Source organism: Pseudomonas sp. KCJK9058 (genome assembly GCF_046230975.1).
GTDB classification, from domain to species: Bacteria; Pseudomonadota; Gammaproteobacteria; order Pseudomonadales; family Pseudomonadaceae; genus Aquipseudomonas; species Aquipseudomonas alloputida.
The window spans coordinates 24,794-51,374 of record NZ_JBJJLR010000010.1 but is presented as its reverse complement, the minus strand read 5'-3'; the positions used below and the strand labels follow the sequence as shown (position 1 = coordinate 51,374).

General features: G+C 64.0%; 20 protein-coding genes and 4 tRNA genes. 14 read left to right on the top strand and 10 right to left on the bottom strand.

What is annotated here, in order from left to right:
• Positions 1-7 precede the first annotated feature (7 nt).
• From ACK59Z_RS08495 to ACK59Z_RS08485, 3 genes are read right to left on the bottom strand one after another with little or no spacing between them, the layout of a single operon-like run.
• Positions 8-895, bottom strand: a complete 888-nt coding sequence (locus ACK59Z_RS08495; protein ID WP_003247223.1) for a rhomboid family intramembrane serine protease — start codon at positions 893-895, stop codon at positions 8-10.
• Positions 892-1,863, bottom strand: a complete 972-nt coding sequence (locus ACK59Z_RS08490) for a metallophosphoesterase (protein WP_003247221.1) — start codon at positions 1,861-1,863, stop codon at positions 892-894. The genes ACK59Z_RS08495 and ACK59Z_RS08490 overlap by 4 nt, the downstream gene beginning before the upstream one ends.
• Entirely contained in the window at positions 1,863-2,753 is an 891-nt protein-coding gene (locus ACK59Z_RS08485) for an NAD(+) kinase (RefSeq protein WP_003247220.1), read from the bottom strand. Before ACK59Z_RS08485 ends, ACK59Z_RS08490 begins: the two co-directional genes overlap by 1 nt.
• Positions 2,754-2,796: 43 nt before the next feature.
• Here ACK59Z_RS08485 and ACK59Z_RS08480 point away from each other — a divergent pair, with 43 nt between their 5' ends.
• Together ACK59Z_RS08480 and ACK59Z_RS08475 are read left to right on the top strand one after the other, a co-directional pair.
• Positions 2,797-3,774 (top strand): DUF1853 family protein, encoded by a 978-nt coding sequence (locus ACK59Z_RS08480; RefSeq protein WP_258229823.1) that lies wholly within the window; start codon positions 2,797-2,799, stop codon positions 3,772-3,774.
• Between the two features lie 223 nt (positions 3,775-3,997).
• A complete protein-coding gene (locus tag ACK59Z_RS08475; protein WP_003247218.1) occupies positions 3,998-4,543 on the top strand; it encodes a cytochrome b in 546 nt (181 codons plus the stop codon).
• Here the strand turns inward: ACK59Z_RS08475 and ACK59Z_RS08470 are convergent.
• Together ACK59Z_RS08470 and ACK59Z_RS08465 are read right to left on the bottom strand one after the other, a co-directional pair.
• On the bottom strand, positions 4,534-5,427 hold the full coding sequence (locus tag ACK59Z_RS08470; protein ID WP_108190917.1) for a 1-aminocyclopropane-1-carboxylate deaminase/D-cysteine desulfhydrase: 894 nt from the start codon (positions 5,425-5,427) through the stop codon (positions 4,534-4,536). The two genes, ACK59Z_RS08475 and ACK59Z_RS08470, sit on opposite strands and share 10 nt — an antisense overlap.
• 236 nt (positions 5,428-5,663) lie before the next feature.
• Complete coding sequence (locus tag ACK59Z_RS08465; protein WP_108190918.1) at positions 5,664-7,700, bottom strand: NADPH-dependent 2,4-dienoyl-CoA reductase; 2,037 nt, start codon at positions 7,698-7,700, stop codon at positions 5,664-5,666.
• Between the two features lie 464 nt (positions 7,701-8,164).
• On the opposite strand from ACK59Z_RS08465, the gene ACK59Z_RS08460 reads away from it, so the two are divergent.
• The 12 genes from ACK59Z_RS08460 to ACK59Z_RS08405 all read left to right on the top strand — a co-directional run bounded on the left by ACK59Z_RS08460 (position 8,165) and on the right by ACK59Z_RS08405 (position 24,482).
• Entirely contained in the window at positions 8,165-8,869 is a 705-nt protein-coding gene (locus ACK59Z_RS08460) for a molecular chaperone (protein ID WP_108190919.1), read from the top strand.
• A 25-nt stretch (positions 8,870-8,894) separates the two neighbouring features.
• Positions 8,895-9,884, top strand: coding sequence for a fimbrial protein (locus ACK59Z_RS08455; RefSeq protein ID WP_108190920.1), 990 nt, complete (start codon positions 8,895-8,897; stop codon positions 9,882-9,884).
• A gap of 70 nt (positions 9,885-9,954) precedes the next feature.
• Positions 9,955-12,762: an ATP-binding protein gene (locus tag ACK59Z_RS08450; protein WP_108190933.1), complete on the top strand. Its 2,808-nt coding sequence runs from the start codon at positions 9,955-9,957 to the stop codon at positions 12,760-12,762.
• Positions 12,759-13,952 carry an EAL domain-containing protein gene (locus ACK59Z_RS08445; protein WP_019752197.1) on the top strand — a complete coding sequence of 398 codons (1,194 nt, stop codon included), beginning with the start codon at positions 12,759-12,761 and terminating at the stop codon, positions 13,950-13,952. The genes ACK59Z_RS08450 and ACK59Z_RS08445 overlap by 4 nt, the downstream gene beginning before the upstream one ends.
• Positions 13,953-14,036: 84 nt before the next feature.
• Positions 14,037-17,255 carry a hybrid sensor histidine kinase/response regulator gene (locus ACK59Z_RS08440; RefSeq protein ID WP_108190921.1) on the top strand — a complete coding sequence of 1,073 codons (3,219 nt, stop codon included), beginning with the start codon at positions 14,037-14,039 and terminating at the stop codon, positions 17,253-17,255.
• 69 nt (positions 17,256-17,324) lie between these two features.
• Complete coding sequence (locus tag ACK59Z_RS08435; protein WP_014859525.1) at positions 17,325-17,972, top strand: response regulator; 648 nt, start codon at positions 17,325-17,327, stop codon at positions 17,970-17,972.
• Between the two features lie 117 nt (positions 17,973-18,089).
• Entirely contained in the window at positions 18,090-18,689 is a 600-nt protein-coding gene (locus ACK59Z_RS08430) for a fimbrial protein (protein WP_014859524.1), read from the top strand.
• 71 nt (positions 18,690-18,760) lie between these two features.
• A complete protein-coding gene (locus tag ACK59Z_RS08425; protein ID WP_108190922.1) occupies positions 18,761-19,507 on the top strand; it encodes a molecular chaperone in 747 nt (248 codons plus the stop codon).
• 83 nt (positions 19,508-19,590) lie between these two features.
• Positions 19,591-22,146, top strand: coding sequence for a fimbria/pilus outer membrane usher protein (locus tag ACK59Z_RS08420; RefSeq protein ID WP_108190923.1), 2,556 nt, complete (start codon positions 19,591-19,593; stop codon positions 22,144-22,146).
• A 50-nt stretch (positions 22,147-22,196) separates the two neighbouring features.
• The gene (locus ACK59Z_RS08415; RefSeq protein ID WP_258229824.1) at positions 22,197-22,319 is read left to right on the top strand and encodes a hypothetical protein; all 123 of its coding nucleotides are present in this window, start codon (positions 22,197-22,199) and stop codon (positions 22,317-22,319) included.
• Entirely contained in the window at positions 22,319-23,437 is a 1,119-nt protein-coding gene (locus tag ACK59Z_RS08410; RefSeq protein WP_108190924.1) for a nitrilase-related carbon-nitrogen hydrolase, read from the top strand. Before ACK59Z_RS08415 ends, ACK59Z_RS08410 begins: the two co-directional genes overlap by 1 nt.
• Positions 23,438-23,441: 4 nt before the next feature.
• The gene (locus tag ACK59Z_RS08405) at positions 23,442-24,482 is read left to right on the top strand and encodes an AraC family transcriptional regulator (protein WP_108190925.1); all 1,041 of its coding nucleotides are present in this window, start codon (positions 23,442-23,444) and stop codon (positions 24,480-24,482) included.
• Between the two features lie 290 nt (positions 24,483-24,772).
• On the opposite strand, the gene ACK59Z_RS08400 is transcribed toward ACK59Z_RS08405, so the two are convergent.
• The 5 genes from ACK59Z_RS08400 to ACK59Z_RS08380 form a co-directional block, all read right to left on the bottom strand.
• Positions 24,773-25,597: a DUF2242 domain-containing protein gene (locus ACK59Z_RS08400; RefSeq protein WP_108190926.1), complete on the bottom strand. Its 825-nt coding sequence runs from the start codon at positions 25,595-25,597 to the stop codon at positions 24,773-24,775.
• Between the two features lie 200 nt (positions 25,598-25,797).
• A tRNA-Asp gene (locus tag ACK59Z_RS08395) sits at positions 25,798-25,874 on the bottom strand.
• Between the two features lie 141 nt (positions 25,875-26,015).
• Positions 26,016-26,092, bottom strand: a tRNA-Asp gene (locus ACK59Z_RS08390).
• Positions 26,093-26,191: 99 nt separating this feature from the next.
• Positions 26,192-26,268 (bottom strand) — tRNA-Asp (locus tag ACK59Z_RS08385).
• Positions 26,269-26,333: 65 nt separating this feature from the next.
• Positions 26,334-26,409, bottom strand: a tRNA-Val gene (locus tag ACK59Z_RS08380).
• Positions 26,410-26,581 lie beyond the last annotated feature (172 nt).

The following is a 26,581-nucleotide window of genomic DNA, read 5'->3' as shown; positions in this document are numbered from 1 at the left end:
TCCTGATTCAAGCCGACAGTTTACGCCGGGCCAGCGCCCCACCCAAGAGCCCGGTCAGGCATCCGATGAGCAGCCCGCCGACGTGGGCGGCATTGGCGATCTGGCCAAGGCCGAGCGTGCCGACCACGCCGGTCAGGCATACCACCAGCCAGATCAGCATCATCACCAGCACGCCCTTGGGCAGGTTGAAGTAACGGTCAGGCGCCAGCCACTGGTACAGCCAGATATGCCCGAGCAGGCCGTACAGCACGCCGGACAGACCGCCAAACAAGCTCGGCCCACTGGTGTAGTGCTGGGCCAGGTTGGACACGAGGCTGAACAGCAGGGTCAGGCCCAGCAACGCCCACGGGCCCTGGCGCAGTTCGATGCGTTTGCCCAGTTCCCAGTACCACAGGCTGTTCATGGCCAGGTGCAGCACGCCGAAATGCAGCAGCATGGGCGATACCAGGCGCCACCACTGGCCGTCATCCAGGGTTTGCGCCAGCGAGGTGAAGTACAGGTAGTCGCCCTGGACACGGAAGTCGAGGAAGGTGAACCAGCTGATGGTGGTGAAGTTGTCACCAAGCCCCGTAAGGCCGGCGACGATGAAGCACAGCAGCAGGATGAGGGTGGTGATTTTGCAGGCCTTGGCCTGGGCTGCCAGAGAAGGCTGTGTGGGGGCATTCGCGGGTGAACCCGCCCCTACAGGGTCGGCGCTGGCCGGCAGGTCGGCGTTGCCGTCGGGGTAGCGCTGGTAAAGCTGCAGCACATCTTCGGCCAGGGTGTCGGGAGCCCAGAGAACCTGGGCATCACCCTCCTCGCTGACCCGGTGCGGCACCTGCAGGCGTTGCAACAGGTGGACGAAGCCGCTGAGGTCGACCGACAGCGGCAGGCGCATCACTTCGATAATGTTCATTGGTTGGCCTGTGGGCGGTCGACGTCGACCCAGACGAACTTGTGTGGGTCGATACGGGTTTCATCATCCAGCCGGTAGGCGACCAGCTTGCCGTAGAGCACGGCGCTGTAGTCCAGGCAGGCCAGGTTGGCGCGGATCGGTGCCGGGCGGCCGCTGCGCCAGTAATGCCCGACGAACAGCATCGGCTGGTCTTCGTCATAGCGCAGCAAGGCGTTCTTCTGGCTGTGGCTGAGCGGGGTGCTGGCCACTTCCTCGGGCAGGGCATCGGGCTGGAACACGATGTCACCGTAGGTTTTCGGGTCTTCTTCCCAGAACTTGGTGCGGAAGAACGCGCGCGTCAGGCCGTCGCCGCCGGTCAGCGTCAGCCCGTCCGGCAGGCGCATGTCGGTACCGCGCAACAGGCGGTTGCACACCGTGTCGGCAAAACTGCCACTGACCGCCGAGGCCTGGATGAAGTGCTCATCGATGCGTCCGTCGGGGTATTGCCGGCGCAGCGGCTCGATCAGCCGCGGGTCCCAGCAGGCGTGCACCAGACGGAAGCGCCCTGCGTCGATGAACAACGGCAGCTGGTAGAACCAGTTGACGAAATCGTGCCAATCGCCGGGGTGTTGGGCAAACTGGGTCAGGGTTTCGTCGATCAGCCGGGCATGCCGCGGCGTGTGTTCGCGGACATAGGCCTTGCCGCTGCCAGGCAGCGCCGGGGTGACCCAGCCCAGGGCATTGTATTCGTGGTTGCCCATGATGCAGAACGCCTGGCCGGCTTCGACCATGTCGTGGACGATGTGCAGCGCCTCACGAATGCGTGGCCCGCGGTCGACGATGTCGCCAAGGAACAGCGCCTGACGTCGCGGGTGGCGCCACACGCCAGCCACGCGCTTGTATCCGAGGGCGTCGAGCAGGCGTTCAAGGGTCAGTGCACAGCCGTGCACGTCGCCGATGATGTCAAAACTTCGCGCCGGATCGAGCATCAGTCGTCACTGCTCCCCAGGCGGCTGCCCCAACCCAGTTTGGTGCGGCAGACCTCGTAGTAATTGTGGTCCAGCGGGTGGATCAGGCGCAGCTTTTGCGGCTTTTTGCTGACCGTGATGGTGTCGCCTGGGGCGCACGTGAAGTGGTTCTGGCCGTCACAGGACACCTGCGGGTAGATCTGCAGGTCCTTGGACACCACGATCTTCAGCTCGCTGTTGCCGTCAACCACGATCGGCCGACCCGACAAGGTGTGCGGGTACATCGGCACGATGACGATGGCATCGAGCTTGGGGTGCATGATCGGGCCACCGGCCGACAGCGCATAGGCGGTGGAGCCGGTGGGGGTGGCGACAATCAGGCCGTCGGCCTTCTGGCTGCAGACGAACTGGCCGTCGATGTAGATTTCGAACTCGATCATGCGCGTGGACTTGCCTGGGTGCAGCACCACGTCGTTCAGCGCATCGCCCTGGCCGATGGCCTCATGGTGGCGACGCACCTCGGCCTGCAGCAGGAAACGGTTTTCTACCAGGTAGTGGCCGTCGAGCACTTCGGCGACCTTCTGTTCCAGCTCGTCGGGGCGGATGTCGGTGAGAAAACCCAGGTTGCCACGGTTGATACCCAGCACCGGAATGTTGTGCCGGGCCAGCGCGCGGGCAGCGCCCAGCAGGCTGCCGTCGCCGCCGACCACGATAACCAAGTCGCAGACCTCGCCCAGCAGCTTGCGGGTGGACGTCTGCAAGCCATGACCGGGCAGCACTTCGGCAATGGTGTCCTCGAGGATCACGTGCAGGTGGCGATCGAGGAGGAATTTTTTCAGTCGGCGAATGGTGTCGAGCACCTGCGAGCTGCCAAGGCGACCGATGATACCGATATTGCGAAATTGCTCCATGGGGCTCCTGCGAGGCTCTGCGGCGGGTCACGATGCGCCGATTATGGGCGAAACCACCGGGCAGCGGCAAACCGGCTATGCTCGCAGGATGACGCCATTCGCCCAGCTTCACGACCTGCCCCGACAACTGCAGCACTCCACCGTGCGTGACTTGGCATGGGCCCTGTTGTCGCCGCCCCTGCTCAGCGCCCCGCCCTGCCCCCAGCGACACCCGCTGGCGGGCAGCCTGTGGGCGCAGCAGCCGCAACGCCTTGAACAATGGTTGCGGGCCCTGGATGCCGATGAGCGACCGTTGCGCGAGTGGCTGGCGCAATTGGGCAGCCGGCGCCTGGGGCATTACTACGAACGCCTGTGGCAATTTGCCCTGGGCCAGGCGCCAGGCATCGAACTGCTGGCCGCCAACCTGGCGATTCGCGACGGCGGGCGCACCTTGGGCGAGCTCGACGTGGTGTTGCGTGACTGCGACGGCGTGCACCACCTGGAACTGGCGATCAAGCTGTACCTGGGCCCGGAAGGCGCCGGGCACGATCCCCATGCCTGGCTGGGGCCGGGTTGCCATGACCGACTGGGGACCAAGCTTGCGCACCTGGCGGGGCACCAATTGCCCATGTCCAAGGGGGCGCACAGCCGTCAGGCGCTGGCCCAGCTAGGGGTGGAGCAGGTGCAGGCGCAAATGTGGCTGGGTGGTTACCTGTTCTATCCACGGCCTGGGCATGCCGAGGCGCCGGAGGGCGCCAACCCGCAACATTTGCGCGGGCGCTGGCTTCGTCGGCGGGACTGGGTGATGGCCGAGGGCGAGCGTTGGCAGCCGCTGCAGCGGCATGCCTGGCTGGCGCCGGCTAGGGTGGCGTCAGGTGAGTGCTGGCAGGCGGAGCAGTTTGCGGCGTGGCTGCATGTGCTGGAGCAGCAGGCACCGGCGCAGTTGCTGGTACGACTGGTGCCTGATGCCGAGGGTGCCTGGCAGGAGGCAGAGCGGGTGTTTCTGGTGGCTGATGACTGGCCGTATCTGCCCGGTAACTGATGTCGCCTGTTCGGGCCCCTTCGCGGCCCCGCCCGCTCCCACAGGTACTGCACGGCTTCAAAGACTGTGCAGTACCTGTGGGAGCGGGCGGGCCCGCGAAGAGGCCGGTGGCTGGCAACACAATTTTCACAGACCCAGCGCAAAGATTCGTTTCTGGTAACCATTACAATGGTACCTGAGCGCCAGCAAGAGCGCCTTTCCGACCTGATGACGAGGACCGATCATGGTTTCATCCAACCCCGCGACCCATTACGCGCGCCTGTCCATCGCCCTGCATTGGCTGATGCTGGTGCTGCTGGCCGCTGTCTATGCACTCATCGAACTGCGTGGCCTGTTCCCCAAGGACAGCGTCGAACGCAACCTGATGAAGGACCTGCACTTCATGCTCGGGCTCAGCGTGTTCGTGCTGGTCTGGCTGCGCCTGGCCATGCGCCTGAGCCGCCCGACTCCGCCCATCGTGCCAAAACCACCGGCCTGGCAGACTGGCCTGGCGCACCTGATGCACCTGGCACTGTACCTGATGATGATCGGCCTGCCGCTGGCCGGCTGGCTGATCCTCAGCGCCGCCGACAAACCGGTGCCGTTCTTTGGCCTGGAGCTGCCCCATCTGATCGGCCCGAACCCGGACCAGGCCAAGTTCATCAAAGGCTGGCATGAGCGTATTGGCAGCTGGGGCTACTGGCTGATCGGCCTGCATGCACTGGCCGGGCTTTACCATCACTATGTGCAGCGCGACAACACGCTGTTGCGCATGCTGCCTTACAAGTAACCGCGTCGCCCCTGCAGGCCGCCTGTGTGCACGAAGATCAGGCGGCTGCCGGGCTTGAACAGCCCGGCAGCGACCTGATCACGCAAGGCCAGCAGAGCCTTGCCGGTATAGAGGGCTTCGAGCGGCACGTCAGTGTGCTGCTCGCAGTCGGCGATGAACGTCAGTAGCGCATCGTCGAATTTTCCGAAACCGCCCCGGCAGGCGTCGTGTAGCTGGTAGCCGTGCGTGCCAGCCAATGCTGCCACCGTCTCCGGCACCCCATGACCCCTGGGTACGGCCAAGGCGCCGTGCACGGCATGCGCCCCTGCCTCCGCCATTACCAGCCCGGCCAAGGTAGTCCCCGTTCCGGCAGCCAACCACCAGGCGTCGTAGTCTGACCACCCCAAGGCCGAGATTTGCGCGCGCGCCTGCTGCATGATCAGCGCGCAGCCCTGCGCACCGGCCAGCCCGCCGCCCCCTTCGGGGATACAGTGCCAGCCTGGGTAGCGCGCCTGCCAGGAAACCCAAAAGCCTGGCTCATTACGCGCACGGTAGCCGCCGTAGCCTAGCCAATGCAGTTCCATGCCCAGCGCCTGCAGGTCACGCACGGTTGGCGTGTCCTGGGCATGGCCGCGTAACAGGCCGACGGTGGCGAAGCCGAAACGCTTGCCGGCAGCGGCCAAGGCGTGCAGATGGTTGGAGTGGTTGCCGCCAAGGCTGATCAGGCCTGGAGCATGGCTGGCGCCGGCCTGTTGCAGGTGGTGGCGTAGCTTGAACCACTTGTTGCCGCTGATCAGCGGGTCAATCAGGTCCAGGCGCAGAGTGGCGGCCTGGACCTGGGCTTGCCGCAGCCAGGGCAAGTCCAGAAACTGCAGGGGGGCTGGGGGGAGGTCGAATACATGCATGGATCGCAGTGTACAGGGTAATCCCGCAAGCGCTTGTAATCGATGAGTCACCCCCGCCGAGGCATCACAGTGCCAGGGTGGCTCGACACAGGCATCGATGCCCCGGCACAGGCCGTCGTAGGAGCGGGTTCACCCGCGAACACCGGCAAAGCCGGTGCCATCCACCGCGTCACCTGTTTCGCGGGCATGCCCGCTCCCACACGTACAGGTGTCGGGTTCACGCAGCCCCAACGGCCTCAGAGCTCAGCCGCCAACCGCGAGCCTTGGTTGATCGCCCGCTTGGCATCCAGCTCGGCCGCCACATCCGCGCCACCAATCAGGTGCACCGACTGCCCCGCCGCCACCAGCCCTTCCTGCAGCTCGCGCAGCGGATCTTGCCCGGCACAGATCACCACGTTATCCACCGCCAGCACCTGCGGCTCGCCGCCGTCCACACGAATGTGCAGGCCGGCATCGTCGATAGCCAGATACTCGACACTGTTGAGCATCTGCACCCCCTTGTTCTTCAACCCGGTGCGGTGAATCCAGCCGGTCGTCTTGCCGAGCCCGTCACCCACCTTGGATTTCTTGCGCTGCAACAGGTACACCTGCCGCGCCGGGGCATGCGGCTCGGCCTTGATCCCGGCCACACCACCTCGCGCCTGAAGGTGGGTATCGATGCCCCACTCTTTCCAGAATGCCGCTCGGTCCTGGCTGGTGGCCACGCCCTCATGTACCAGGTACTCGGACACATCGAAGCCGATACCTCCCGCGCCAATCACGGCCACCGACTTGCCCACAGGCTTGCGCTCGAGCAGCACGTCCAGGTAGCTGAGCACCTTGGCGTGCTCCACGCCCGCAATGGCCGGGGTACGCGGGGCGATGCCGGTAGCCAGGATGATTTCATCAAAGCCGCCGCTCACCAGTGCCTGCACATCCACGCGGGTATTCAGGCGCAGGTCGACGCCCGTGCTTTTGACCTTGTTGCGGAAGTAACGCAGCGTTTCGAAGAATTCTTCCTTGCCCGGCACCCGCTTGGCCACGTTGAACTGGCCACCGATTTCGCTGGCGGCGTCAAACAGGGTCACCGCGTGGCCCCGCTCGGCCGCCACGGTGGCCGCCGCCAGCCCAGCCGGGCCGGCGCCTACCACGGCAATGCGCTTCACCGTACGTACAGGCAGGTAGTTGAGTTCGGTCTCGTGGCAGGCACGCGGGTTGACCAGGCAGCTGGTCAGTTTGCCGCCGAAGGTGTGGTCCAGGCAGGCCTGGTTGCAGCCGATGCAGGTGTTGATTTCATCCGCGCGACCGGCAGCGGCCTTGTTGACGAAGTCCGGGTCGGCGAGAAACGGTCGGGCCATCGAGACCATGTCCGCATCGCCCTCGGCCAGCACCGCCTCGGCCACCTCCGGGGTGTTGATGCGGTTGGTGGTAATCAGCGGAATGCTCACCACGCCCCGCAACTTGGCGGTGACTTTGCTGAAGGCCGCACGCGGCACTTTGGTGGCGATGGTCGGAATACGCGCCTCGTGCCAACCGATTCCGGTGTTGATCAAGGTAGCGCCGGCCTGCTCGATGGCCTTGGCCAGCAGCTCGATCTCGTCCCAGGTGCTGCCACCCTCGACCAGGTCGAGCATCGACAGGCGGAAGATGATGATGAAGTTCGGCCCGACCGCGCCACGCACCCGGCTGACGATTTCCACTGCCAGGCGCATGCGGTTTTCATAACTGCCGCCCCAGCGGTCGGTGCGGTGGTTGGTGTGGGCGGCGAGGAACTGGTTGATGAAGTAACCTTCCGAACCCATGATTTCGACACCGTCGTAACCGGCACGCTGGGCCAGCACGGCACAATTGACGAAGTCGGCAATCTGCTTCTCGATTCCCTCCTCGTCCAGCGCCTTGGGCTTGAACGGGTTGATCGGCGCCTGAATCGCGCTAGGTGCCACCTGGCGTGGGCTGTAGGCGTAGCGCCCGGCATGCAGGATCTGCAGGCAGATCTTGCCACCGGCAGCGTGCACCGCCTCGGTGACGATGCGGTGCTTGTCGGCCTCTTCCTCGGTGCTGAGCTTTGCCGCACCGGAATACACCCCGCCTTCATCATTGGGCGCAATGCCGCCAGTGACCATCAGGCCAACGCCACCGCGGGCGCGCTCGGCAAAGTATGCAGCCATGCGCTCGAAGCCGCCGGGGCGCTCTTCGAGGCCAGTGTGCATCGAGCCCATCAGGGTGCGATTGCGCAAGGTGGTAAAGCCCAGGTCCAGCGGGGCAAGCAGGTGCGGGTAGCGGTCGGCGGCCATGGAAAGGTCCCCTGATGGCGTGATCACGGATTGCGGGCACCTCACTGGGTGGCGGGCCCCGTCGTTTGTCTGTCAGCGACATTAAACAGCCGTTTGAAAGGGCTCAATGATCGAAACTGACAAGTTAATGATCGTGATGTACATCGCGACTGCCTGAGGACTGGCGAATCGCCCCGCCGGTATCAGCTGGACCTGTGCTTTCACTTCAATCTGAATGGGTCACGGGTGCGGTGTTCGCTGACCGGTCTGTCCACCACCTTTGCCGGATACATTCTTGAAATGGCCTTGGGTCATCGGATGAGCAGTGGCCAGGTGGCCGGACCGTCTACGCGCGTGAGGCAGTTCACAAAGCAGGCATTTAAACCACGCGGCAATTTAAGAAACGTCTCAAAGCCGGGGGCGGCCCAGCTGTCTAGGATGCTCAGGCCCTGCCCAGTCAACCTCACCGGAGCCTTGCCCTGACCATGTCGCGCTTGCTTCATACCCTCTCGCGCCCAGCCATGGCGGCGCTGGTCCTGATGGGCCTGGCGTCCGGTGCCTGGGGCCAGCTCAAAGTCGAGGGCACACGCCTCATTTATCCAGGCTCGAACAAGGAAGCAAGCATCAGCGTGGTCAATCGCAGCGACCTCGACACGGTCATGCAAAGCTGGGTCAGCAGTACCGACAAACGCGACGATGCGCCCTTCGCCATCGTCCAACCGTTGGCATTGATACCGCCCAATGGCCGGCACATGCTGCGGGTGCTGTACGCCGGCAAGGGCCTGCCCGAGGACAGGGAGTCACTGTTCTGGCTGAACATCCTCGAGATCCCGCGCAAACCCGAACAGGCCAATACCCTGCAATTCGCCGTTCGCCAGCGCCTGAAGCTGTTCTACCGCCCCGCCGGCCTGCCAGGCTCGGCCAGCGAGGCGGTCGAGGGCCTGGCATGGCGCGCACGTCAGCCTGGCCTGATCGAAGTCAGCAACCCGAGTGCCTTTCATGTTTCGCTGGTCAACCTCCAGCTCGAAAGCCCCGGGCAGTCGCGCCAGCTTGCGGACTACGTCCTCCTGCGCCCGGGGGCATCGCTCACCCTCGAGGCGCCCTCGCCCCTGCCCGCGCAAAGTCGCGTGGCGTTCAGCGAACTCACCGATATCGGCCTGCAGAAGCGCCACCACATCGCGCTGCCGTGAACACACCGCCACAGGATACCCACTCATGAACCTGATCCGGAAACACATGCTTGGCCTGCTTTTCGTCGCCGCCAGTTGCCCCGCCACCAGCTACGCACTGTCCTGCAAGCTGGACCCGTCCATGGCGGCGGTATTCAAGGAGGCACTGGGCACCGCACTGGCGGTACCGGCCGACGCGCCCGACGGCACGATCATCTGGGAATCGGCACCACACTCGGTTCCGGTCATCTGCGCCGATGACTATGAAACCGGCATCAAGGAAGATGTCTATTTCTATGTCAACCCGGCCAAAGCCAGTATAGGCAAGGGCATACGGGTCGGGATTCGCTACGGCTCGCAGAACATCACCCAGACGTCGGGCGCCGTCACCACTGGCTACAACTCGCTTTATGGTTGCAACTGGGCGAACTGTGCGGGCTGGGACAAGGCCCGCTTCACCCTGAACTTCACGGTGTTCATCGAAAAGAACGGCGCAACGCCAACCGACGGACAAGCCAGCACGCTCAGCGAGTACCGGGTATTCCAGTTGGACGGCAAGGGCGGCCTTAACCCAAAACCCGACAGCAACCTCAACTATGTCGTCACCGGCATGAACAACATCCGCTTCGTGCCTTGCTCTCCCGAGTTGACCATCTTGCCTTCGGTGGTCAATTTCCGCCGTGCCCTGGCCAGCTCGGCACAGGTCGGCCAGGTCGCCAGCTCGGCCAGCTTCAGCCTCGACCTGACCAGATCCTGCAACACGCCCTACACCGTCAGCGCCCGCTTCACCCCGGTCGCTGGCAGCGCCAGCATCATCGACAAGCTGCTGGTGCCCGCCAACAACACCTCCGTCGGCATCGCCCTGACCCAGCAGGACAGCAACCAGCCGGTGCCTTTCGCCACCTGGTTCAAGCTGGCCGACCTGGCTGCGCCGGGCGTGATCCACAACCCGTTCCGCGCCGACCTGATCTGGCGCTCGGCGCCCATTTCCGGTCCGTTCGAAGCCACGGCGCTGGTCGACCTGTACTACCAGTAAAACCTTCGGCCAGGCGGCCTTTAAGGATCGTCTGATGTCCAGTTGCCAGTGGCCTGCCTACATTTGCGGGATGCGACTCAAAGCCTACCTGCAACAGATCAACCCCCTTCTCTCCAACCCCGAGGCAGCACGCCGCCTGCTTCGGCTGCTGGCAATCGTGCTATCGGCCGGCATTCTCGGCGCGGCCTACAATTTCCTGTCCTTTACTTTCAACACCGATATCGCTCGGCGCCATGGTGCCATGAGCAGCGCGATCGCCGAGGCCCATACCTTCTTCACCAACCGCGAGGCGCTGCTGGAGAGCCTGAGCCTGGCAGCCGTGCGTCAAACGGCGCCGGGTGTCGACTGGCTGCCCCTGGCACCGGGCGAGGAAGTGCACCTGCAACTGGGCAGCCAGCCAGGCAAGCGCTGGAGCCTGTGGCTGACCCAGCGTATGTGTGCCTACCTCAAGGCCCGGCAGGTCAACCTGCTGTATGTCGACACAGCGGCGCAGGCCCCCATGCGCTGGCTGTACAACGCTGACGCCCAGGCCTCGCTGCCTTCATCTGCCCTGCTGGAGCAGCTGCTGGCTGCTGGGCAGCGGGGCACGGCCCCTCGGGAACTGTGGCTGGCCGACCAGGGTGCCCAAGGTTCGCGCCTGTTCATCTTCCTGCGCCTGGACGCACGCGACCCGAGCTCTGGCTGGCTGGGCCTGGAGATCGACAGCCATGCAGTGTCGCCGTCGCTCGAGGATGCCAGCGCGGGTAAGTTCATGATGTTCAATGCCGACGGCATGCTGGTGTTCACCAACACCCCAGACCCGGCGCTGGACCGTTCGCTGCACCATCCCGTGGGTAACAACTTCTTCGGCTTCGCCGGCCAGGGGCTCCTGCCAGAGTACCTGGTCATCAGCAAGCCGTTGATGTCTTCGGACTGGCAACTGGTTTACGCGATCGACCTGTCCGCGATCCTCGCCGGTCTGTGGCAGCAGCTGCTGGGTGCCTTGCTGTTCTGCGTGCTCAGCATCACCTTGATTCGGGTGTTGATCCAGCGGTTCGACCAGCGCTTGTTCACCCCCACGGTTGAACGCATCCGCGCGCTGGTGGAAAGCGAGATGTTCAGCCGCGACGTCATCGAAACCGCACCTGTCGCCCTGTGCGTGTTGCGCCGCAGCGATGGCCAGGTGGTGCTGGAGAACCACCTGGCCCAGCAGTGGCTGGGCCAGGACCCGGCACGCGGTGCGCGTAGCGCGCAATGGATCGAGCAGGCTTTCGAGCGACACGAAGGCCAGTGCAGCGACTATTTCGAGAGCGCCGAAGGGCGCCACCTGTACCTGAGCTGCTCGCCAACCCGCTACAAGGGCGAGCCGGTGCTGCTTTGCGCGTTCAGCGACATCAGCGCACGCAAGCAGATCGAGGCCGCGCTGGACGACGCCCGGCGCGCGGCCGACACCGCCAACGAAGCAAAAACCCAGTTCCTGGCGACCATGAGCCACGAAATCCGCACACCGCTGTACGGTGTGTTGGGGACCCTGGAGCTGCTGTCGCGCACCGTGCTCGACGCCCAGCAGCGCGATTACCTGCGGGCAATCGAAGGCTCCTCGTCAACCTTGCTGCAGTTGATATGCGACGTGCTGGACGTGTCCAAGATCGAGGCCGGTCAGCTGGCCCTCGAACTCAGCGAGTTCAGTGCCCCGGACCTGGTCCGCGAGGTGGTTCAGGGCTACAGCGCGGCAGCCAGGAGCAAGGGGCTGCAGCTCTACAGCTGCCTGGACCCACGCCTGCCGGAACACCTGATCGGCGACGTCAACCGGATCCGCCAGATCCTTAACAACCTGCTGAGCAATGCGGTCAAGTTCACCGATTGCGGCCGCGTGGTGCTGCGGGCCAGGCTGCTCAACCGCGACGGCGAACGCTCCTGCCTGTTGTGGCAGGTCTCGGACACGGGCAAGGGCATCGCCGAACAGGACCAGCCGTTCATCTTCGACCCTTTCTACCAGACCGAAGGCCATAGCCAGGTCATCCCCGGCACCGGGCTCGGCCTGCCGATCTGCCAGCGCCTGACGCAATTGATGAACGGCCAGCTGCGCCTGGTCAGCGAGCTGGGCCTGGGCAGCAGCTTCAGCCTGACCCTCCCCCTGGAAGTGGCGTCAGGCCGCACCAGCACCCCGTTCAACCTGCTGGGCGAACGCATTCACGTGGTATCGCCCGTACACGAACTGGCTGAAGCCATCAGTGGTTGGCTCTGCCGCTGGGGAGCGCGTGCGCAGGTCGGCGCGCCGGCGCCAGGCAGCGCCCTGCCCGGCGAACTGCTGGTCGAGCTGCATCCCGGCACTGTCGAACGCTGGCTGGTCGCCGAATGGCCCGGCCCGCGAATCCTGGCCAGCGCCCAGGACTGCTGGGAGGCGCGGCACGAGGCCGGTCACTGGCAGGTCAACCTCAACGACCTGGGCGCCTTGCACCATGCTGTCGGCCAGGCCCAGGGCCTGCGCCGTCCCAGGGACCCCGCCGCGCCGGCCCCCTTGACCGAGCCGCTCGGGCTGCACGTGCTGGTTGCCGAGGACAACGTCATCAACCAGTTGATCCTGCGCGACCAGCTCGAGGAGCTCGGCTGCAGCGTGACCTTGGTCAGCGATGGCGAGCAGGCCTTGCAAACCTGGCAGCGCGAGCATTTCGACCTGCTGCTGACCGACGTCAACATGCCCGGCACGAACGGCTACGAACTGACCCGGGCCCTGCGCCGGTTGGGCTGCACCCGCCCCATCGTCGGCGCCACTGCCAATGCCCTGCGCGGCGAGGAAGAACTGTGCCTGGCCGCCGGCATGGATCGCTGCCTGATCAAGCCCTTCAACCTGCAAGTCCTGTTCAACTGCCTGGCCCCGTATCGAGGTAGCCCTTGAAGACCTTTAACATCCTGATCGTCGAAGACCACCCCTTCCAGCATATGTACCTGCAACACTTGTTCAGCGAGCTTGGCAGCTTCAACCTGGAAGCAGCCCGGGATGGCCAGGAAGCGCTGGAGCGCCTGCGCCAGCGTGACTTCGACCTGGTGCTGACCGACCTGCTGATGCCCGGCATGGACGGTGTGCAGTTCATCCAGCACCTTGCCGGCCTGCGCCACAAGCCAGGCCTGGCGATCATGAGCGTGGCCTCGCGGCGCATGCTCATGGCGGCGAGCCTGGTGGCCAAGAACCTCGGCGTGGACGTGCTCGGGCTGATCTCCAAGCCGGTCGAACCCGCCGCGCTGCGCAGCCTGATCGACCAATTGCAGTTGCACCATCAGGCACCGGCCCAGGCGGTACCGGCCACGCCCGAGTTCGATCGCCAGACCTTGGTCGATGCCTTGAACAACCGAGCTTTTCAGGCCTGGTTCCAACCCAAGAAGTCCTTGCACAATGGTCGCATCGTCGCGGCAGAGGCCTTGGTGCGCTGGATGCACCCGGAGCAAGGGGTGTTGCTGCCAGGCACCTTCCTGCCAACGATCAATGCCTTTGGCCTGGAGGAAAGGCTGCTGTGGGTGATGCTCAAGCAAGCCATGGATGCCCAGGCGCGCTGGCGCGAACGGGGCTATGACATCCCGGTCTCGATCAACCTGCCGACCCACCTGCTGAACAGCCATGACCTGGCCGACCGGCTGCTGGAATTCGTCCTGCACCACCAAGGCGTGCCCGGCAAGCTGTGCTTCGAGCTGATGGAATGCTCCATTCCCGAAGAGCTGAGCAACTTCTATGCAGGCGCCTGCCGCTTGCGCATGAAAGGTTTCGGCCTGTCCCAGGACGACTTCGGCAAAGGCTACAGCTCCTACATGAGCCTGGTCTCGACGCCCTTCACCGAACTGAAGATAGACCGGGCGCTGGTGCAGCGTTGCGATGAAAGCGAGAGCCTGGCCTCGGCCTTGGCCAGCATCGTTGCCCTGGGTCGCAAGCTCGGGCTCACCGTGGTCGCCGAAGGGGTCGAGACGCCTCAGGAGCTCGAAATGCTGCGCAAGGTCGACTGCAACCAGGTGCAGGGCTTTTTGATCTCCCATGCCGTGTCGGCGGAACAGTTCCAGCGCCTGTTGCACAACGACGGTCCCCCGTCAGCCTACTGACCGGCTGTAACTCACAGCGCCGGCCGGGCATCAAAGGTAATATTCGTTGGGTATCGATGCCCCCACGCCCTTGCGGACCCTTGCATGAAACAGTACAACGCCCTGCTGGAAAACCTGGCCCGCAGCTCTCTGCGCCTGAACAAAGGCATGACCGTCCTGCTGGGCCTGGCGCTGCTGCTGGCCGGCTTCAGTCTCTGGTCGCTCGAGCGCCTGATCGACGAACACAGCGACACGGTCAGCATCCATTTCGCCCGGCTGATGGAGAATGTCCAAGAGCAGGAAACCTTCCTCGAGGCCCTCGTGCAACGCAGCGCCAAGGGGGAGCTGCTCGACTACCCACGTGCGCTCGAGCCGGCGCTGGCACCCATGCCCGAGGAAGGGCCGGACATCTACAAGGGCCAGATCTTTCCATTTTCCATGCCGTTCAGCCTCAAATTCGACCCACGCAACCTGGCTGACCGCGAAGTATCGGACATCTTCACCCTGGGGGCGAACCTGGCCAGCTTCTACAGCATGTTCTGGTCGGCCTCTCCGTACCGTTCACCACAGGTGTTCCTGTTCTCGCCGGATGCCCGTTACGACATCACGGTTCCCGCCGCAGGACGCGGGCGGGGCAAGCTGGAGAATGAACCGTTCATCGATGTGATCAGGCAGGTCATTGTGCGCCAGCCTCAGGACAAGGACTGGGGCCCAGGCAGCAGGATCGTCTGGCGCAGCTATGTCGAGCAGCCGGACCAGGCCTCCCCGCCGCGCGTGCTGGCCTACGCCAACGTCCCCCTGCGCTCGGGCAAGGCAGAGGGCCAAGCCACGCAAGTGGCGTCGCTGGTGGACCTGGCCCAGATCGATGATTTCGAACGCATCATGGACTGGACCGTGTATGACCACTTTAACCTCATCACCCCGGCCGGCGAGGTGCTGATTGGCGCGCCCACGCCCCTGAAGGGGGTGCATGAAGGCCTCAACATCAAGCCCGAAGGCCTGGTGTTCCGACTCCACGAACAGGCCAACGGTGGCTGGAGTGCGATCTACACCGTGACCTACCGGCACTTCTTCCGTTATGCGTTCTGGTCGCTGGCCGGCATCGCCGCCACGTTCCTGGTCCTCATCGGGCTGGGCCGGGTGGCCATCCGCTGGTACCAGCGCCAGGTCATCCTGCCTGCGCGCGCGGCCCACGAGGTCATCACCGAGAGCGAGGCCTTCAGCCGGGTGGTCATCGACACCGCCCCGACCGGCCTGTGCGTAATCCGCAGCGCCGACAACGAGGTGCTGCTGGAGAACCAGCGGGCGCAGCAATGGCAGGGCACCCGCGAGCTGGTCAGTACCCTCGCCTCGGCAGTGGGCAACACCCGCAGTGGCGAGCACTACCTGCAGGTCGAAGGCCGCCACCTGCAGGTCGGTTTCGTGTCGACCCGCTACCACGGCGAAGACGTGCGCCTTTACGCATTCAACGACGTCACCCGCCATGTCGAGGACGCCCAGGCGCTCGACGAAGCCCGGCGCGCCGCCGACGCCGCTAACACCGCCAAGACCCTGTTCCTGGCCACCATGAGCCACGAGATCCGTACCCCGTTGTACGGCGTGCTGGGCACCCTCGAGCTGCTTGGCCTGACGCACCTGGATGCACGCCAGCAAGGCTACCTGCACACTATCCAGCGCTCCTCGGCAACCCTGTTCCAGCTGATCAGTGACGTGCTCGACGTGACCAAGATCGAATCCGGGCAGATGGCGCTCGAACCCGTGCCGTTCTGCCCGCTGGACATGCTCGAGGACACCGTGCGCACCTATCGCGCCTTCGCCGAGCGCAAGGGCCTGTTGCTCTATGCCTGTCATGACGCCCGCCTGCCGGCGCAGGTGGTGGGCGATCCGATACGCATCCGCCAGATCCTCAACAACCTGCTGAGCAACGCCATCAAGTTCACCGACACCGGCCGGGTGGTGCTGCGCACCCGCGTGCTGGCGCTCGACGACACCCACGTGCGCCTGCAATGGCAGGTTGCCGATAGCGGCATTGGCATTTCCCAGGCACAGCAGGCCAGGCTCTTCGAGCTGTTCTACCAGGTCGCCGACGCCTCCAGCGAGGGCGGTGCGGGCCTGGGCCTGCCGATCTGCGGCTGGCTGGCTGACATGATGGGTGGCCAGATCAAGGTGGTCAGTGAGCCGGGGCTGGGCAGCAGCTTTTCCCTCAACATCAGCCTGCCACTGGCCCAGGGGGCGCTGAGCGACAGCCCAAGCGCAGTGCCCGATCCGACCCCGGTGTATGTGCGCGCGCCGATACCGGAGCTTGCCCAGCATGGCGTCGACTGGCTGCAGCGCCTGGGTATCGCCGCGACCCTGACGATTCCACCCCTAGAGAAGGACAACCACCAGGCCCTGCTGGTAGACCTGCTCGACTGCCCGGACGCCGCCACCTGGCATGGCCAGCGGATCTGCGCCAGCAGCGACGGCCCTACCCCCGGCGCGTTCGTCGACGGCTGCTGGCGGGTAGACCTGCATGACGTGCGGGCCATCGCCCAGCTCATCGCGGTCGTGCGCCAGGGCGGGTCGCCCGATGACCAGAACACCGCGCAACAGCAACGCGCCGCTCTGCGCCTGCATATCCTGGTGGCCGAGGACAATCCGATCAACCAGGCGATCCTGCAGGAGCAACTCGAGGCGCTGGGCTGCACCACGGTGGTCGCGGCCAACGGCGAACAGGCCATGCAACGCTGGCAGCCAGGCCAGTTCGACCTGGTCCTGACCGACGTAAACATGCCGTTGATGAATGGCTACGAACTGGCCAGGACCCTGCGCCAGCACGACGCCCGGTTGCCGATCATCGGCGTCACCGCCAATGCACTGCGAGAAGAAGGCCAGCGCTGCCTCGAGGTGGGCATGAATGCCTGGATGGTCAAACCGTTGAGCCTGCAGGCGTTGCGCAGCCATCTGGTCCGTCTGTGTCGGCCAGCACTGGCCGAAGCGCCCAGCCGTGCGCAAGCGGACAGCCTCAGCGCCTCCCCCTCCCGCTCCCCTGCAGCCACCGATACCGTGCAAGTGTCCGACGCCATGCGCGCGCTGTTCATCAGCACCCTGCGCGAGGATATGCAGCAGTTGCGCCTGGCCCTTGAGCAAGGCGACCAGCGGCGTCTTGGCGAGCGCCTGCACAGCATCGCCGGCGCCCTGGGTGCGGTCCAGTCCCGGCCCCTGGCCGAGCAGTGCTGTGCGCTGGAAACCGCGCTGGCCGAGTCGCCGCTCGACGCAGCCCTGGCCGATAAGCTGGGGGGGGTGCTGGACAGGCTGTCAGCAATACTCGATGCCCTCGCATAGAATCAACTTCAGCGCTGATAGCGCATGGAAACAACCCTCCCATCCGCACCGGCTAACGGGTCGTCTTTTATGGAAAAACTCAAGGTCATCATCGCCGACGATCACCCCATCGTGCTGCTCGGCGTCCGGGAACTGGTCGAACGCGACCCACGCTTTAGCGTGGTCGGCGAAGCCGTCTGTTCGCAAGGGCTGATCGAACTGCTCGAACGCCAACCCGTGGACATGGTCATCTCCGACTACAACATGCCGGCAGACTCACCCTACGGTGACGGCCTGAAACTGATCGACTACCTCAAACGTCACTATCCCGCTGTCCGCATCCTCGTGCTGACGATGATTTCCAACCCGCTGATCCTGACACGGCTGCAGGAACTGGGCGTGGACGGCGTGATCCAGAAGAGCCAGTTGCATGGCGAAATCGAAAAGGCCCTCAATGCCGTCGCCCGCAACAGCACCTACCGGGCGCCGGCACCGGCAAGGCAGTCGGTGGTCGCCTGTAACACCGCCATCGATCAACGGGTGGAAAACCTGTCACCCAAGGAATTCGAAATACTGCGCCTGTTTGTTGCCGGACAAAGTGTCAGTGAGATCGCCCGCAGCCAACATCGAAGTACCAAGACCATTAGTGCGCAGAAAGTTTCCGCGATGCGCAAACTTGAAGTGAACAGCGATCAGGAATTGTTGGCCTATTGCCTGGCGAGTCATATCTTTAATTAACTAGCGCGCGTCATTGCCCCACCATTAAGATTCGTCTGATGGGCCAGAGAAACCACCTGACTTATTGTGAGCGTGCATTAAGTTGCAGCACTTACTCACTCTCATGTGGACATCAATATGAATAAATTTTCCCTGGCCGCCCTGACCCTCTCGCTCCTGACCGCTTCGGCCGGTGCACTGGCCGTCGAGGCCACCGGGCCAGTCACCGGTGGCAGCGGCAAGATTTCCTTCACCGGCGTAATCAACAATGACGCCTGCTCGGTCGATGGCGCCAACGCCGACCGCGTGATCGCCGTGGACATGGGCAGCGTCGCGATCAAAGACATGGGCACCGCCGAAAACCCGACAGCTGGCCGCGTGACCGGCAAGGACTTCAACCTCAACGTCAACTGCAACCTCGGCACCAAGGTGGCGATGATCTTCGATGCCAACAGCGGCGGCTCGGGCCTGGTGACCGGCAAGAAAGTCCTGGCGCTGACCAAAGGCACCGGCACTGCCGCCAACGTTGGCATTGCCCTGCTCGACCCTAATGGCAACCTGATCGACCTGAGCTCGGCTGCCACTGCCAAGATCCAGAGCGACGTACACGGCACTGGCGCCGAGGGCGGCGACGCCACCCTGAGCTTCTCTGCGGCGTACGTCACCACGGGCGCCGCCGGCACTGCCACCGCCGGTCGCGGTGACGCCACCCTGCCGTTCATCCTGCAGTACGAGTAATCACTTCGCCGCTGCTCCCTGCGCGAGGCTGACCAGCCTCGCCACTTCTTCGCCCCGCAAGGTACCCAACCATGTTGCGTCGTTCTCTGTATCCCGTTCTCGGGTTGCTGGGCATGCTCGTCGCCGCCCAGGCAACTGCCAGCATCTCCCTGAGCGCTACGCGCGTCGTGTTCGACGGTGCGCACAAAGAAGCCAATGTCATCGTGCGCAATGGCAACCAGGAAGTCCTGGTGCAATCCTGGGTAGATGCCGGCGACCGTGCACAGGCACCGTTCGCCATTACTCCACCGTTGGCCAGAGTATTGCCCAAGCAGGAACAACTGCTGCGTATTCTCTATGAAGGCCAAGGCCTGCCGACCGATCGCGAGTCGGTGGTCTGGCTCAATGTCCAGGAAATTCCGCAAGCCAGTACCCAGGCCAATACCTTGCAGTTGGCGGTGCGCCAACGTATCAAGATTTTCTTCCGCCCGGCCAACTTGCCCGGCAATGCCCTGCTGGCCCCCGAACAACTGGTCTGGCAATGGACCCAGCGCGCCGGGAAGCCACAACTGACCGTGAACAACCCCAGCCTGTATCATGTGTCGATGGCCGATATCGAACTTAAAAGCGGGAAACAAACCGTGCTCAGCGCCGATTCGACCATGATCGCCCCTGGCGAACAAAAGACATTCACCTCGGTATTTTCCCAGGTGGACGGCCCGTTGACGCTGACGTTCAAGAGCATCAACGACTATGGCGCCCAACATGGATATTCCTTGCGTTTGAACACTGCCCAGCCGGGTAGCGCCAAGCCTGCCGAACCCGCCATCACCTTGTGAAATCGTAGCCCCCACCTCGTGCCCTGGTCGCGTGCGGCCTCCCCGTGCCCAGCCCGTGCCGGGATATGAAATAGGTTTCTGGTATGTCTCTGTCCATCGCCCCCCACCCCGTCGAGGGAGCCGATGCAGGCGCGCACGCGTTCAGTGGCGGCACGCTTCGTCCGGCCTGGAAGCTCAACGCCCTGTCATTGGTCATCTGCACCGCGCTGCCCAGCCTTGCATCGGCGCAGGACGCCGCCCACCTGCAGGGCTTCAACACCACCTTTCTGCAGGGCGCGCAATCGGCGGTCGACCTGCAAATGCTGCTGTCGGCCAACAGCGTGCTGCCGGGCAACTACCGGGTAGACCTGTACAGCAACGAAGTGCTGGTAGGCCGGCGTGACATCGAATTCAACCGTCACCCACAGACTGGGCGGGTGGAACCCTGCCTGACCCTGGAACTGCTCGAGCAGCTGGGTATCGACATGGACAAGCTCAAGGCACAGGGGCGCCTGGATACCGCCTCGGCCTGCCACGACCTGGCCACACTGATCGACCAGGCCAGCCTGAGCTACGACTCGGGTCACCTGCGCCTGTCCGCCAGCATCCCGCAGGTTGCCATGAAACGCGGCCTGCGCGGCTACGTCGACCCGCAACTGTGGGACGCAGGGGTGTCTGCGGCGTTCGTGAACTATCAGTTCAACACCAGCCGCAGCGCCGGCGATGCCGAGACCCGCATCGCCAACAACCTGAGCCTGCGCAACGGCATCAACCTGGGCAGCTGGCGCTTGCGCAACGAGTCGAACTTCAGCAGCGGCACCGGGCAGCCGGACACCTTCAAGAGCAACCGCAGCTATGTGCAGCACGACGTGACCGCGCTCAAAGGCCAGTTCAGCGCCGGTGACATTTTCAGCGACACCGACCTGTTCGACAGCGTGCGCTACCGGGGCCTGAAGCTGGCTTCGGACGAAGGCATGCGCGCCGACAGCGAGCGCGGCTACGCACCTGTGGTGCGTGGCGTGGCGCAGACCAGCGCCAGGGTCGAGATTCGCCAGAACAACTACGTGCTCTACACCGCCAACGTACCGCCCGGCCCGTTCGAGATCAGCGACATCTACCCCAGTGGCTCCAATGGCGACCTGGAAGTCACCATCATCGAGGCCGACGGCCGTCGGCGGGTCACCGTGCAGGCCTTCTCCAGTCTGCCGCTCATGGTCCGTGGCGGTCAGGTCAAGTACAGCCTGTCCGCTGGACGCTACAACAGCAACACGGAGGGCCTGGCCACGCCGCAGATGCTCAGTACGACGCTGGCTTACGGCCTGACCAACACCGTGACGGGCGTCGTTGGCCTGCAAGCCACCCAAGACTATAAGGCAATGGCCGTGGGCAGCGGCCTGAACACACTGCTGGGCGCCTTTTCGCTCGATGTCACCCACTCCTCGAGCAAGGCCCAGGGCCAGACCACCCAGGGCAACAGCTTGCGGGCGCTTTACGCCAAGACGTTCACCGGCACCGACACCAACTTTACCCTCGCGGCCTACCGCTACTCCACCGAGGGCTTCCGTACCCTCACCCAGCATGTCGAGGACCTGAGCGCCAACGCGATCAAGCGCAGTGGCAACTCCAAGACCCGCACCGACCTGACCATCAACCAGAGCCTGGGCCGCAACCGCGCGTTCGGCAGCCTGTACCTGACGGCCACCGACCAGCGCTACTGGAACCGCGGCGGTTCGCAGAGCCTGACCGCCGGATACAGCAACAACTGGGGCGAGATCTCCTACAACCTGGACGTCAGCCGCACCAAGGAGCTGGGGAACTCAGGCCCTTCGGGGCAAGATACCCAGCTCAACCTGTCGGTATCGTTCCCACTCGGCAGCCGCGCCCGCGCACCGCGGGCGTTCGTCACCACCAGCACACAGAAGGGCAACGACACCACCCAGGCCGGCATCAACGGCTACCTGTCGGAGACCAGCGACACCTTCTACTCGATCCAGGGCGGCCACAGCCGCACCAGCGGCAGCTCGGCATCGGCCAACCTGAACACTCGCACTTCGGTCGCCGACATCAGCCTGGGCTATAGCCAAGGGCGCGGCTACGACTCGCAGAACCTGAACATTGCCGGCGCCGTGGTTGCCCACCAGGGCGGCATCAACCTCGGCCAGTCGCTCAGTGAGACCTTCGCCCTGGCCGAAGTGCCGGGTGTGAAGGGCGCAAAGATCAGCAGCTATAGCGGTGTAGAGACCGGGCGCAATGGCTATGCGGTGATCCCCAGCGCCCAGCCCTATCGCGTCAACTGGATCAGCCTGGACACCAGTGACCTGGGGGGCGACATCGAAATCGACAATGCCACCCAGCAGTTGGTGCCTCGCCGCGGTGCCGTGGTGCTTGCCCGCTATACCGGCAAGAGCGGGCGTCGGGTGCAGTTCGAGCTGTTCGACGAGCGCGGTCAACTGATACCGTTCGGGGCCTCGGTCGAGGACGCTGCGGGCCAGCAACTGGCAATTTCCGACCCGAGCGGCAAGGCATTGTTACTCCTGGAACAGGACCAGGGCAGCCTGACCATCAAGTGGGGTGAGCGCCAGTGTTCGGCACCTTACAACCTTCCGGAACGGGACAAGGCAGTTAACTATGAACGTCAGCGCCTGGCTTGCCGGCCGTGACACCCGCTCTTGTCTGCAGAGAATGCTCATAAGCGCCCGGTAGCTTTGGTATGATCAAACGCGACTCTGCAAGAAGGCAGCGCAACAAGGATTCCGATGCTGATGAAAAAGGCCGCACCATGTCCTTGATTTCCCGCATGGCCACTCCACTTTTAGCGAATACCCACGCTTGATGCGAAAACTCCTGGCAAGCGCCTTGGCGCTGGTGATGATCGCCGCCCTCTGCGGCTACGGTTTCTGGACCCAACAGCGCCCGGAAGGCCACTACCTGTCCGACCTGCGCATTGAACTGGCGCTTAACCATGGCGTCCCGGGCGAGCACGGCAACCTGCTCGGTGTCGAACCACTGCTGTACCCGGGCGACTATCAGAACTTGCAACGCCTGCACCGCAAGCTCGCAGCCTATCTGGAGCAAGCCCGCGCCCAAGGCCTGGTGAACACGCGCACGGTGGTGGTGCTGCCGGAACACATCGGTACCTGGCTGTGGGCGCGCGGAGAGAAGAACGAGCTGTATCAAGTCACCCAGAGCCACGAAGCCCAACAATGGCTGGAACTGAGCAACCCGCTGCGCTATGGCCTCGCGGTTCTTGGCGCTGACGGCGACGACTGGCGCGCCGATGCGCACTTGCGCATGAAGGCCGAGCAGATGGCCGCAGACTACCAGCAGCTGTTCGGCGGCCTGGCCAAGGAATTTGGCGTCACCTTGGTGGCCGGTTCGATCGTGCTGCCCGAACCTTATGTGAAACAAGGCGTACTGCATACCGGCCGTGGCCCGCTGTTCAACAGCAGTGTGGTGTTTGCCGGTGACGGCTCGCTACTGGGGCAGCCCCAGCGCCAGCAATATCCCGACAGTGAAATGCGCCGCTACGTCCACGACGGCCGCCAGCACCCGCTGCAGGTCGTGCAGACCCCGGCCGGGCGCCTGGGGATACTGGTGGGCAGTGACAGCTGGTACCCGGAAAACCACCAGCAACTGACCGAACAAGCCGTACAACTGATCGCCAACCCAGCGTTTCTCAGTGGCAAGGGCAGCTGGCAAGCACCCTGGCGGGGAAATCGCCACCAGGATGCCAGCGCCGGGCTGGCCTTGCAGCGCGGCGAAGTCAGCGAACAGGCGGCTTGGCAACGCCTGACCGAAGTGGCCGGAACCGACATCAGCAGTATGAGCGTGTTCATGCGCGGGCAGTTCTGGGAACAGGGCAGCGATGGCCAGGGCTTTGCCCGCCAGTCGGGAGCGTTGCTTGCCGCCCCTCCCAGCCCAGGTGCCCGCCTGCTGAATGTGTGGCTGTAAGCCCATGGCCCGCCCCCGCGTGCGCCTGGGCGAACTGTCGGTGGGTTTTGTCCAGCCTTTGAGCGAAGCCCTGCGCGAGCTGGGCCACGACCCTGAACCATTGCTGCGCCGCTACGGCCTGGACGCGACACGCCTGAGCGAAGCCGGCGCACGCCTGTCCATACCCCGCTACATGCACCTGGGCCACGCGGCAATCGAAATGAGCGGCGAGGCTGCTCTAGGCCTGCGTATGGGGCGCCTGAGCCGTCTGGCGCATGCTGGCCTGGCCGGGGTCACCGCGGCCCAGGCCCCCACCTTGGGTGAGGCGGCGCGCACCCTGCTGCGCTTCGAGCCGCTTTACGCGGCCAACTACCGTGGGCATTCCCGCTTTGTGGAAGATGCCCAGGGCGCCTGGCTGCGCTTCTACTCCATCAGCCCGTATAACGACTACAACCGCTTTGTGGTCGACTCACTGCTGGCCGGCTGGCTGGCCCAGTTGACCGACCTTGCCGGCACCCCAGTGCAGGCCGAACGCCTGGACATCGAGTTTGCCGCGCCCTCCTATGCCGCGCGCTATCAACCGCTCTGCAGCACGCCTGTGCAGTTCGCTGCCGACGGCAATCAGCTACGTCTGACCCGCGCCACCTTGCAACTGGCCAACCCAGCGCATTGCCCAAGTACCTGGCAGCACCTGTTGCAGTTGTGCGAAGCAGAGCTGCTGCAGCGCACGCGGGTGCGTAGCCTGGGTGAGCGCATTACTCACCTGCTGGGCCCGCTGCTCAATGGCGGCCGTGAACCTGACCTGGAAGAAGTGGCGTTGCACTTGCAACTGCCAACCTGGACCTTGCGCCGCAAGCTCGCCGAGGAAGGCACGCGCTTTCGCGACCTGCTCAACGAAACCCGGCGCGACCTGGCCGAGACCTACATCCGTGACACGGCGCTGGCCTTTGGCGAGATTGCCTATCTGTTGGGGTTTGCTTCGGCCGAGGCCTTCCAGCGCGCATTCAAGCGCTGGACGGGCCTCACGCCGGGGGAGTTCCGCCGCAGCCAGCGGCAGCCGGGCTAGAGTTCGGTGGCGTCGTCGGCCGGTTCCGGGGTGTCCAGTTCGTAAGCCTGGGTTTCGAGTAGTTCTTCCTGGTATTCATCCATTGCCCTGCGTCCTCTTTGCTCATTTTGCCTTTGTAGGTATCGCCTTCAGCCTAAGCAGGTGGGATGAAGGGATGATGACAAGCTTATGAGTGGTAAACGTAGCAGGTGTTCAGGAAGTTATCGCGGGGCGTCTGTAACAGGGGATGTTTACAGCCTGAACCGTCCCTTTCGCGGGCTGCCGGCAAAAAGGCCGGTTCAGGCGACCCATCAAAGGGAGGGGGCGGCGGCTTCGACCGGCTGGGCATCCTGCTGCACCTGAATGGGTGCAGCTTCCGCCGGCGGGGCCACAGGCTGCGAACCCTGGCTGTCATCCACCACCGGCGCCGCTGCCGCCTCGCTGGCCGGGGCTACCCCCGCAGGTGCAGGCGTCGCCTCAACCAACGGTGCAGCTGCCGGGGCCGGCGCCACCGGGTTTGCCGCCGCTTGCTCCGGAAGCCCAAGGTCAGCCGCCGGTTTTTCAATCTTCGGCGCTGGCTCTTCGACCTTGGCCTTGCTCACTTTTTTCGGCTTGGGCAGGTAGCTCTCCACCAAGGCGAAATAGCGGTCATAGAACTGCGCCGCGGTCACCGTCTCACTGGCCACCTTGACCATCGAGTCGTCACTGGAGCCGATCGGCATCGACACAGAACCCAGCACCCCCACGCCCAGGCTGGCGGAGGTGTTGGACTTTTTCAGCGCATAGCGGTCCTGGAGGGCGTTGGCGAACATGGTCGAGCGCTGATCGTCGCTCACGTCCGGCGCACAGGTGACATTGAAGCTGATCTGCAGGTGGTTCTCGCTGTTTTGCTGAAAGCTCTTGTTACCCACCACCTGGTTGGCGCCACTGCTGGTGATGATGTATCCCTGGCTAAGCAAAGCACGCCGGGCGGCCTCGCAAGAGCCGGCATCGCTCACCGGAAAGCTGCGCGAGAAGGTGCCCGAGTCATCGAAGTTCTCGTGCTCGTAGACGGCCGCTTTTTTCGAGGAACAACCGGTCACGCCCGCCAGCACCAGGGCCAGCCCGAGCGCACCAAAGACGGAAGATCTGGTCATTGCGAATTCCGGGTATGTCGGGAAAGTGCCTATTGTGCAACACAGCAGGCAGGCACAGGAACCGCTGGTCGGTGAAGAATCTGTCAGGCGGGTGTAAATCTGGGTAAAGGCAGGCACTTGCCAGGCGCACCAACGAAAAAAGCGACCCGAAGGTCGCTTTAACGTAGCTTCAAGGCGTTCATGGGGCCTTGAAGCGAATATGGCGCAGCGGACGGGACTCGAACCCGCGACCCCCGGCGTGACAGGCCGGTATTCTAACCGACTGAACTACCGCTGCGTATCATTCAGGCTTGCGCCCGATTGAAACCTGGGTCTACCCTTCCGGCGCGATGGCCTCAGGGCAGGCACAAAAAAAGCGATAACACGATCGCTTCTCTTGTGTTTGCTTCAAGGTGTTCTAGGGACCTTAAAGCGAAGATGGCGCAGCGGACGGGACTCGAACCCGCGACCCCCGGCGTGACAGGCCGGTATTCTAACCGACTGAACTACCGCTGCGTATCGTTCAGGCTTGCGCCCGATTGAAACTGGGATCAGCCCAAGGCGTGTGCCTTGTGGCTTCAGACCGGTGCCAGGCACCCATCTGTTACTAAAAAATGGCGCAGCGGACGGGACTCGAACCCGCGACCCCCGGCGTGACAGGCCGGTATTCTAACCGACTGAACTACCGCTGCGCAGTGCGTTCCTCTCTGGCTATCGGCTTCTTGCGAATCCGATGCTCCAGGAACATCTCAGGAAGTGGTGGGTGATGACGGGATCGAACCGCCGACCCTCTGCTTGTAAGGCAGATGCTCTCCCGGCTGAGCTAATCACCCTCGCGATGTTGCTTGTTGCGTTTGCTTCGCTGAGGCCGCGAAATTTACGCAGGTGGCGAAGCTAAGTCAATAGCCCCATTGAATTTTTTTCAAAAAGGCAACGTGAGGTTATTGCCTGTGCCGGCCTCTTCGCGGGTAAACCCGCTCCTACAGTCGGACATTAACCGTTGTA

Excerpts from the sequence above, each read along its gene's own strand:
- ACK59Z_RS08495 (WP_003247223.1), bottom strand. The coding sequence starts at position 895 with ATGAACATTATCGAAGTGATGCGCCTGCCGCTGTCGGTCGACCTCAGC.
- ACK59Z_RS08490 (WP_003247221.1), bottom strand. The coding sequence starts at position 1,863 with ATGCTCGATCCGGCGCGAAGTTTTGACATCATCGGCGACGTGCACGGC.
- ACK59Z_RS08485 (WP_003247220.1), bottom strand. The coding sequence starts at position 2,753 with ATGGAGCAATTTCGCAATATCGGTATCATCGGTCGCCTTGGCAGCTCG.
- ACK59Z_RS08480 (WP_258229823.1), top strand. The coding sequence starts at position 2,797 with ATGGGCGAAACCACCGGGCAGCGGCAAACCGGCTATGCTCGCAGGATG.
- ACK59Z_RS08475 (WP_003247218.1), top strand. The coding sequence starts at position 3,998 with ATGGTTTCATCCAACCCCGCGACCCATTACGCGCGCCTGTCCATCGCC.
- ACK59Z_RS08470 (WP_108190917.1), bottom strand. The coding sequence starts at position 5,427 with ATGCATGTATTCGACCTCCCCCCAGCCCCCCTGCAGTTTCTGGACTTG.
- ACK59Z_RS08465 (WP_108190918.1), bottom strand. The coding sequence starts at position 7,700 with ATGGCCGCCGACCGCTACCCGCACCTGCTTGCCCCGCTGGACCTGGGC.
- ACK59Z_RS08460 (WP_108190919.1), top strand. The coding sequence starts at position 8,165 with ATGTCGCGCTTGCTTCATACCCTCTCGCGCCCAGCCATGGCGGCGCTG.
- ACK59Z_RS08455 (WP_108190920.1), top strand. The coding sequence starts at position 8,895 with ATGAACCTGATCCGGAAACACATGCTTGGCCTGCTTTTCGTCGCCGCC.
- ACK59Z_RS08450 (WP_108190933.1), top strand. The coding sequence starts at position 9,955 with ATGCGACTCAAAGCCTACCTGCAACAGATCAACCCCCTTCTCTCCAAC.
- ACK59Z_RS08440 (WP_108190921.1), top strand. The coding sequence starts at position 14,037 with ATGAAACAGTACAACGCCCTGCTGGAAAACCTGGCCCGCAGCTCTCTG.
- ACK59Z_RS08435 (WP_014859525.1), top strand. The coding sequence starts at position 17,325 with ATGGAAAAACTCAAGGTCATCATCGCCGACGATCACCCCATCGTGCTG.
- ACK59Z_RS08430 (WP_014859524.1), top strand. The coding sequence starts at position 18,090 with ATGAATAAATTTTCCCTGGCCGCCCTGACCCTCTCGCTCCTGACCGCT.
- ACK59Z_RS08425 (WP_108190922.1), top strand. The coding sequence starts at position 18,761 with ATGTTGCGTCGTTCTCTGTATCCCGTTCTCGGGTTGCTGGGCATGCTC.
- ACK59Z_RS08420 (WP_108190923.1), top strand. The coding sequence starts at position 19,591 with ATGTCTCTGTCCATCGCCCCCCACCCCGTCGAGGGAGCCGATGCAGGC.
- ACK59Z_RS08415 (WP_258229824.1), top strand. The coding sequence starts at position 22,197 with ATGATCAAACGCGACTCTGCAAGAAGGCAGCGCAACAAGGATTCCGAT.
- ACK59Z_RS08410 (WP_108190924.1), top strand. The coding sequence starts at position 22,319 with ATGCGAAAACTCCTGGCAAGCGCCTTGGCGCTGGTGATGATCGCCGCC.
- ACK59Z_RS08405 (WP_108190925.1), top strand. The coding sequence starts at position 23,442 with ATGGCCCGCCCCCGCGTGCGCCTGGGCGAACTGTCGGTGGGTTTTGTC.
- ACK59Z_RS08400 (WP_108190926.1), bottom strand. The coding sequence starts at position 25,597 with ATGACCAGATCTTCCGTCTTTGGTGCGCTCGGGCTGGCCCTGGTGCTG.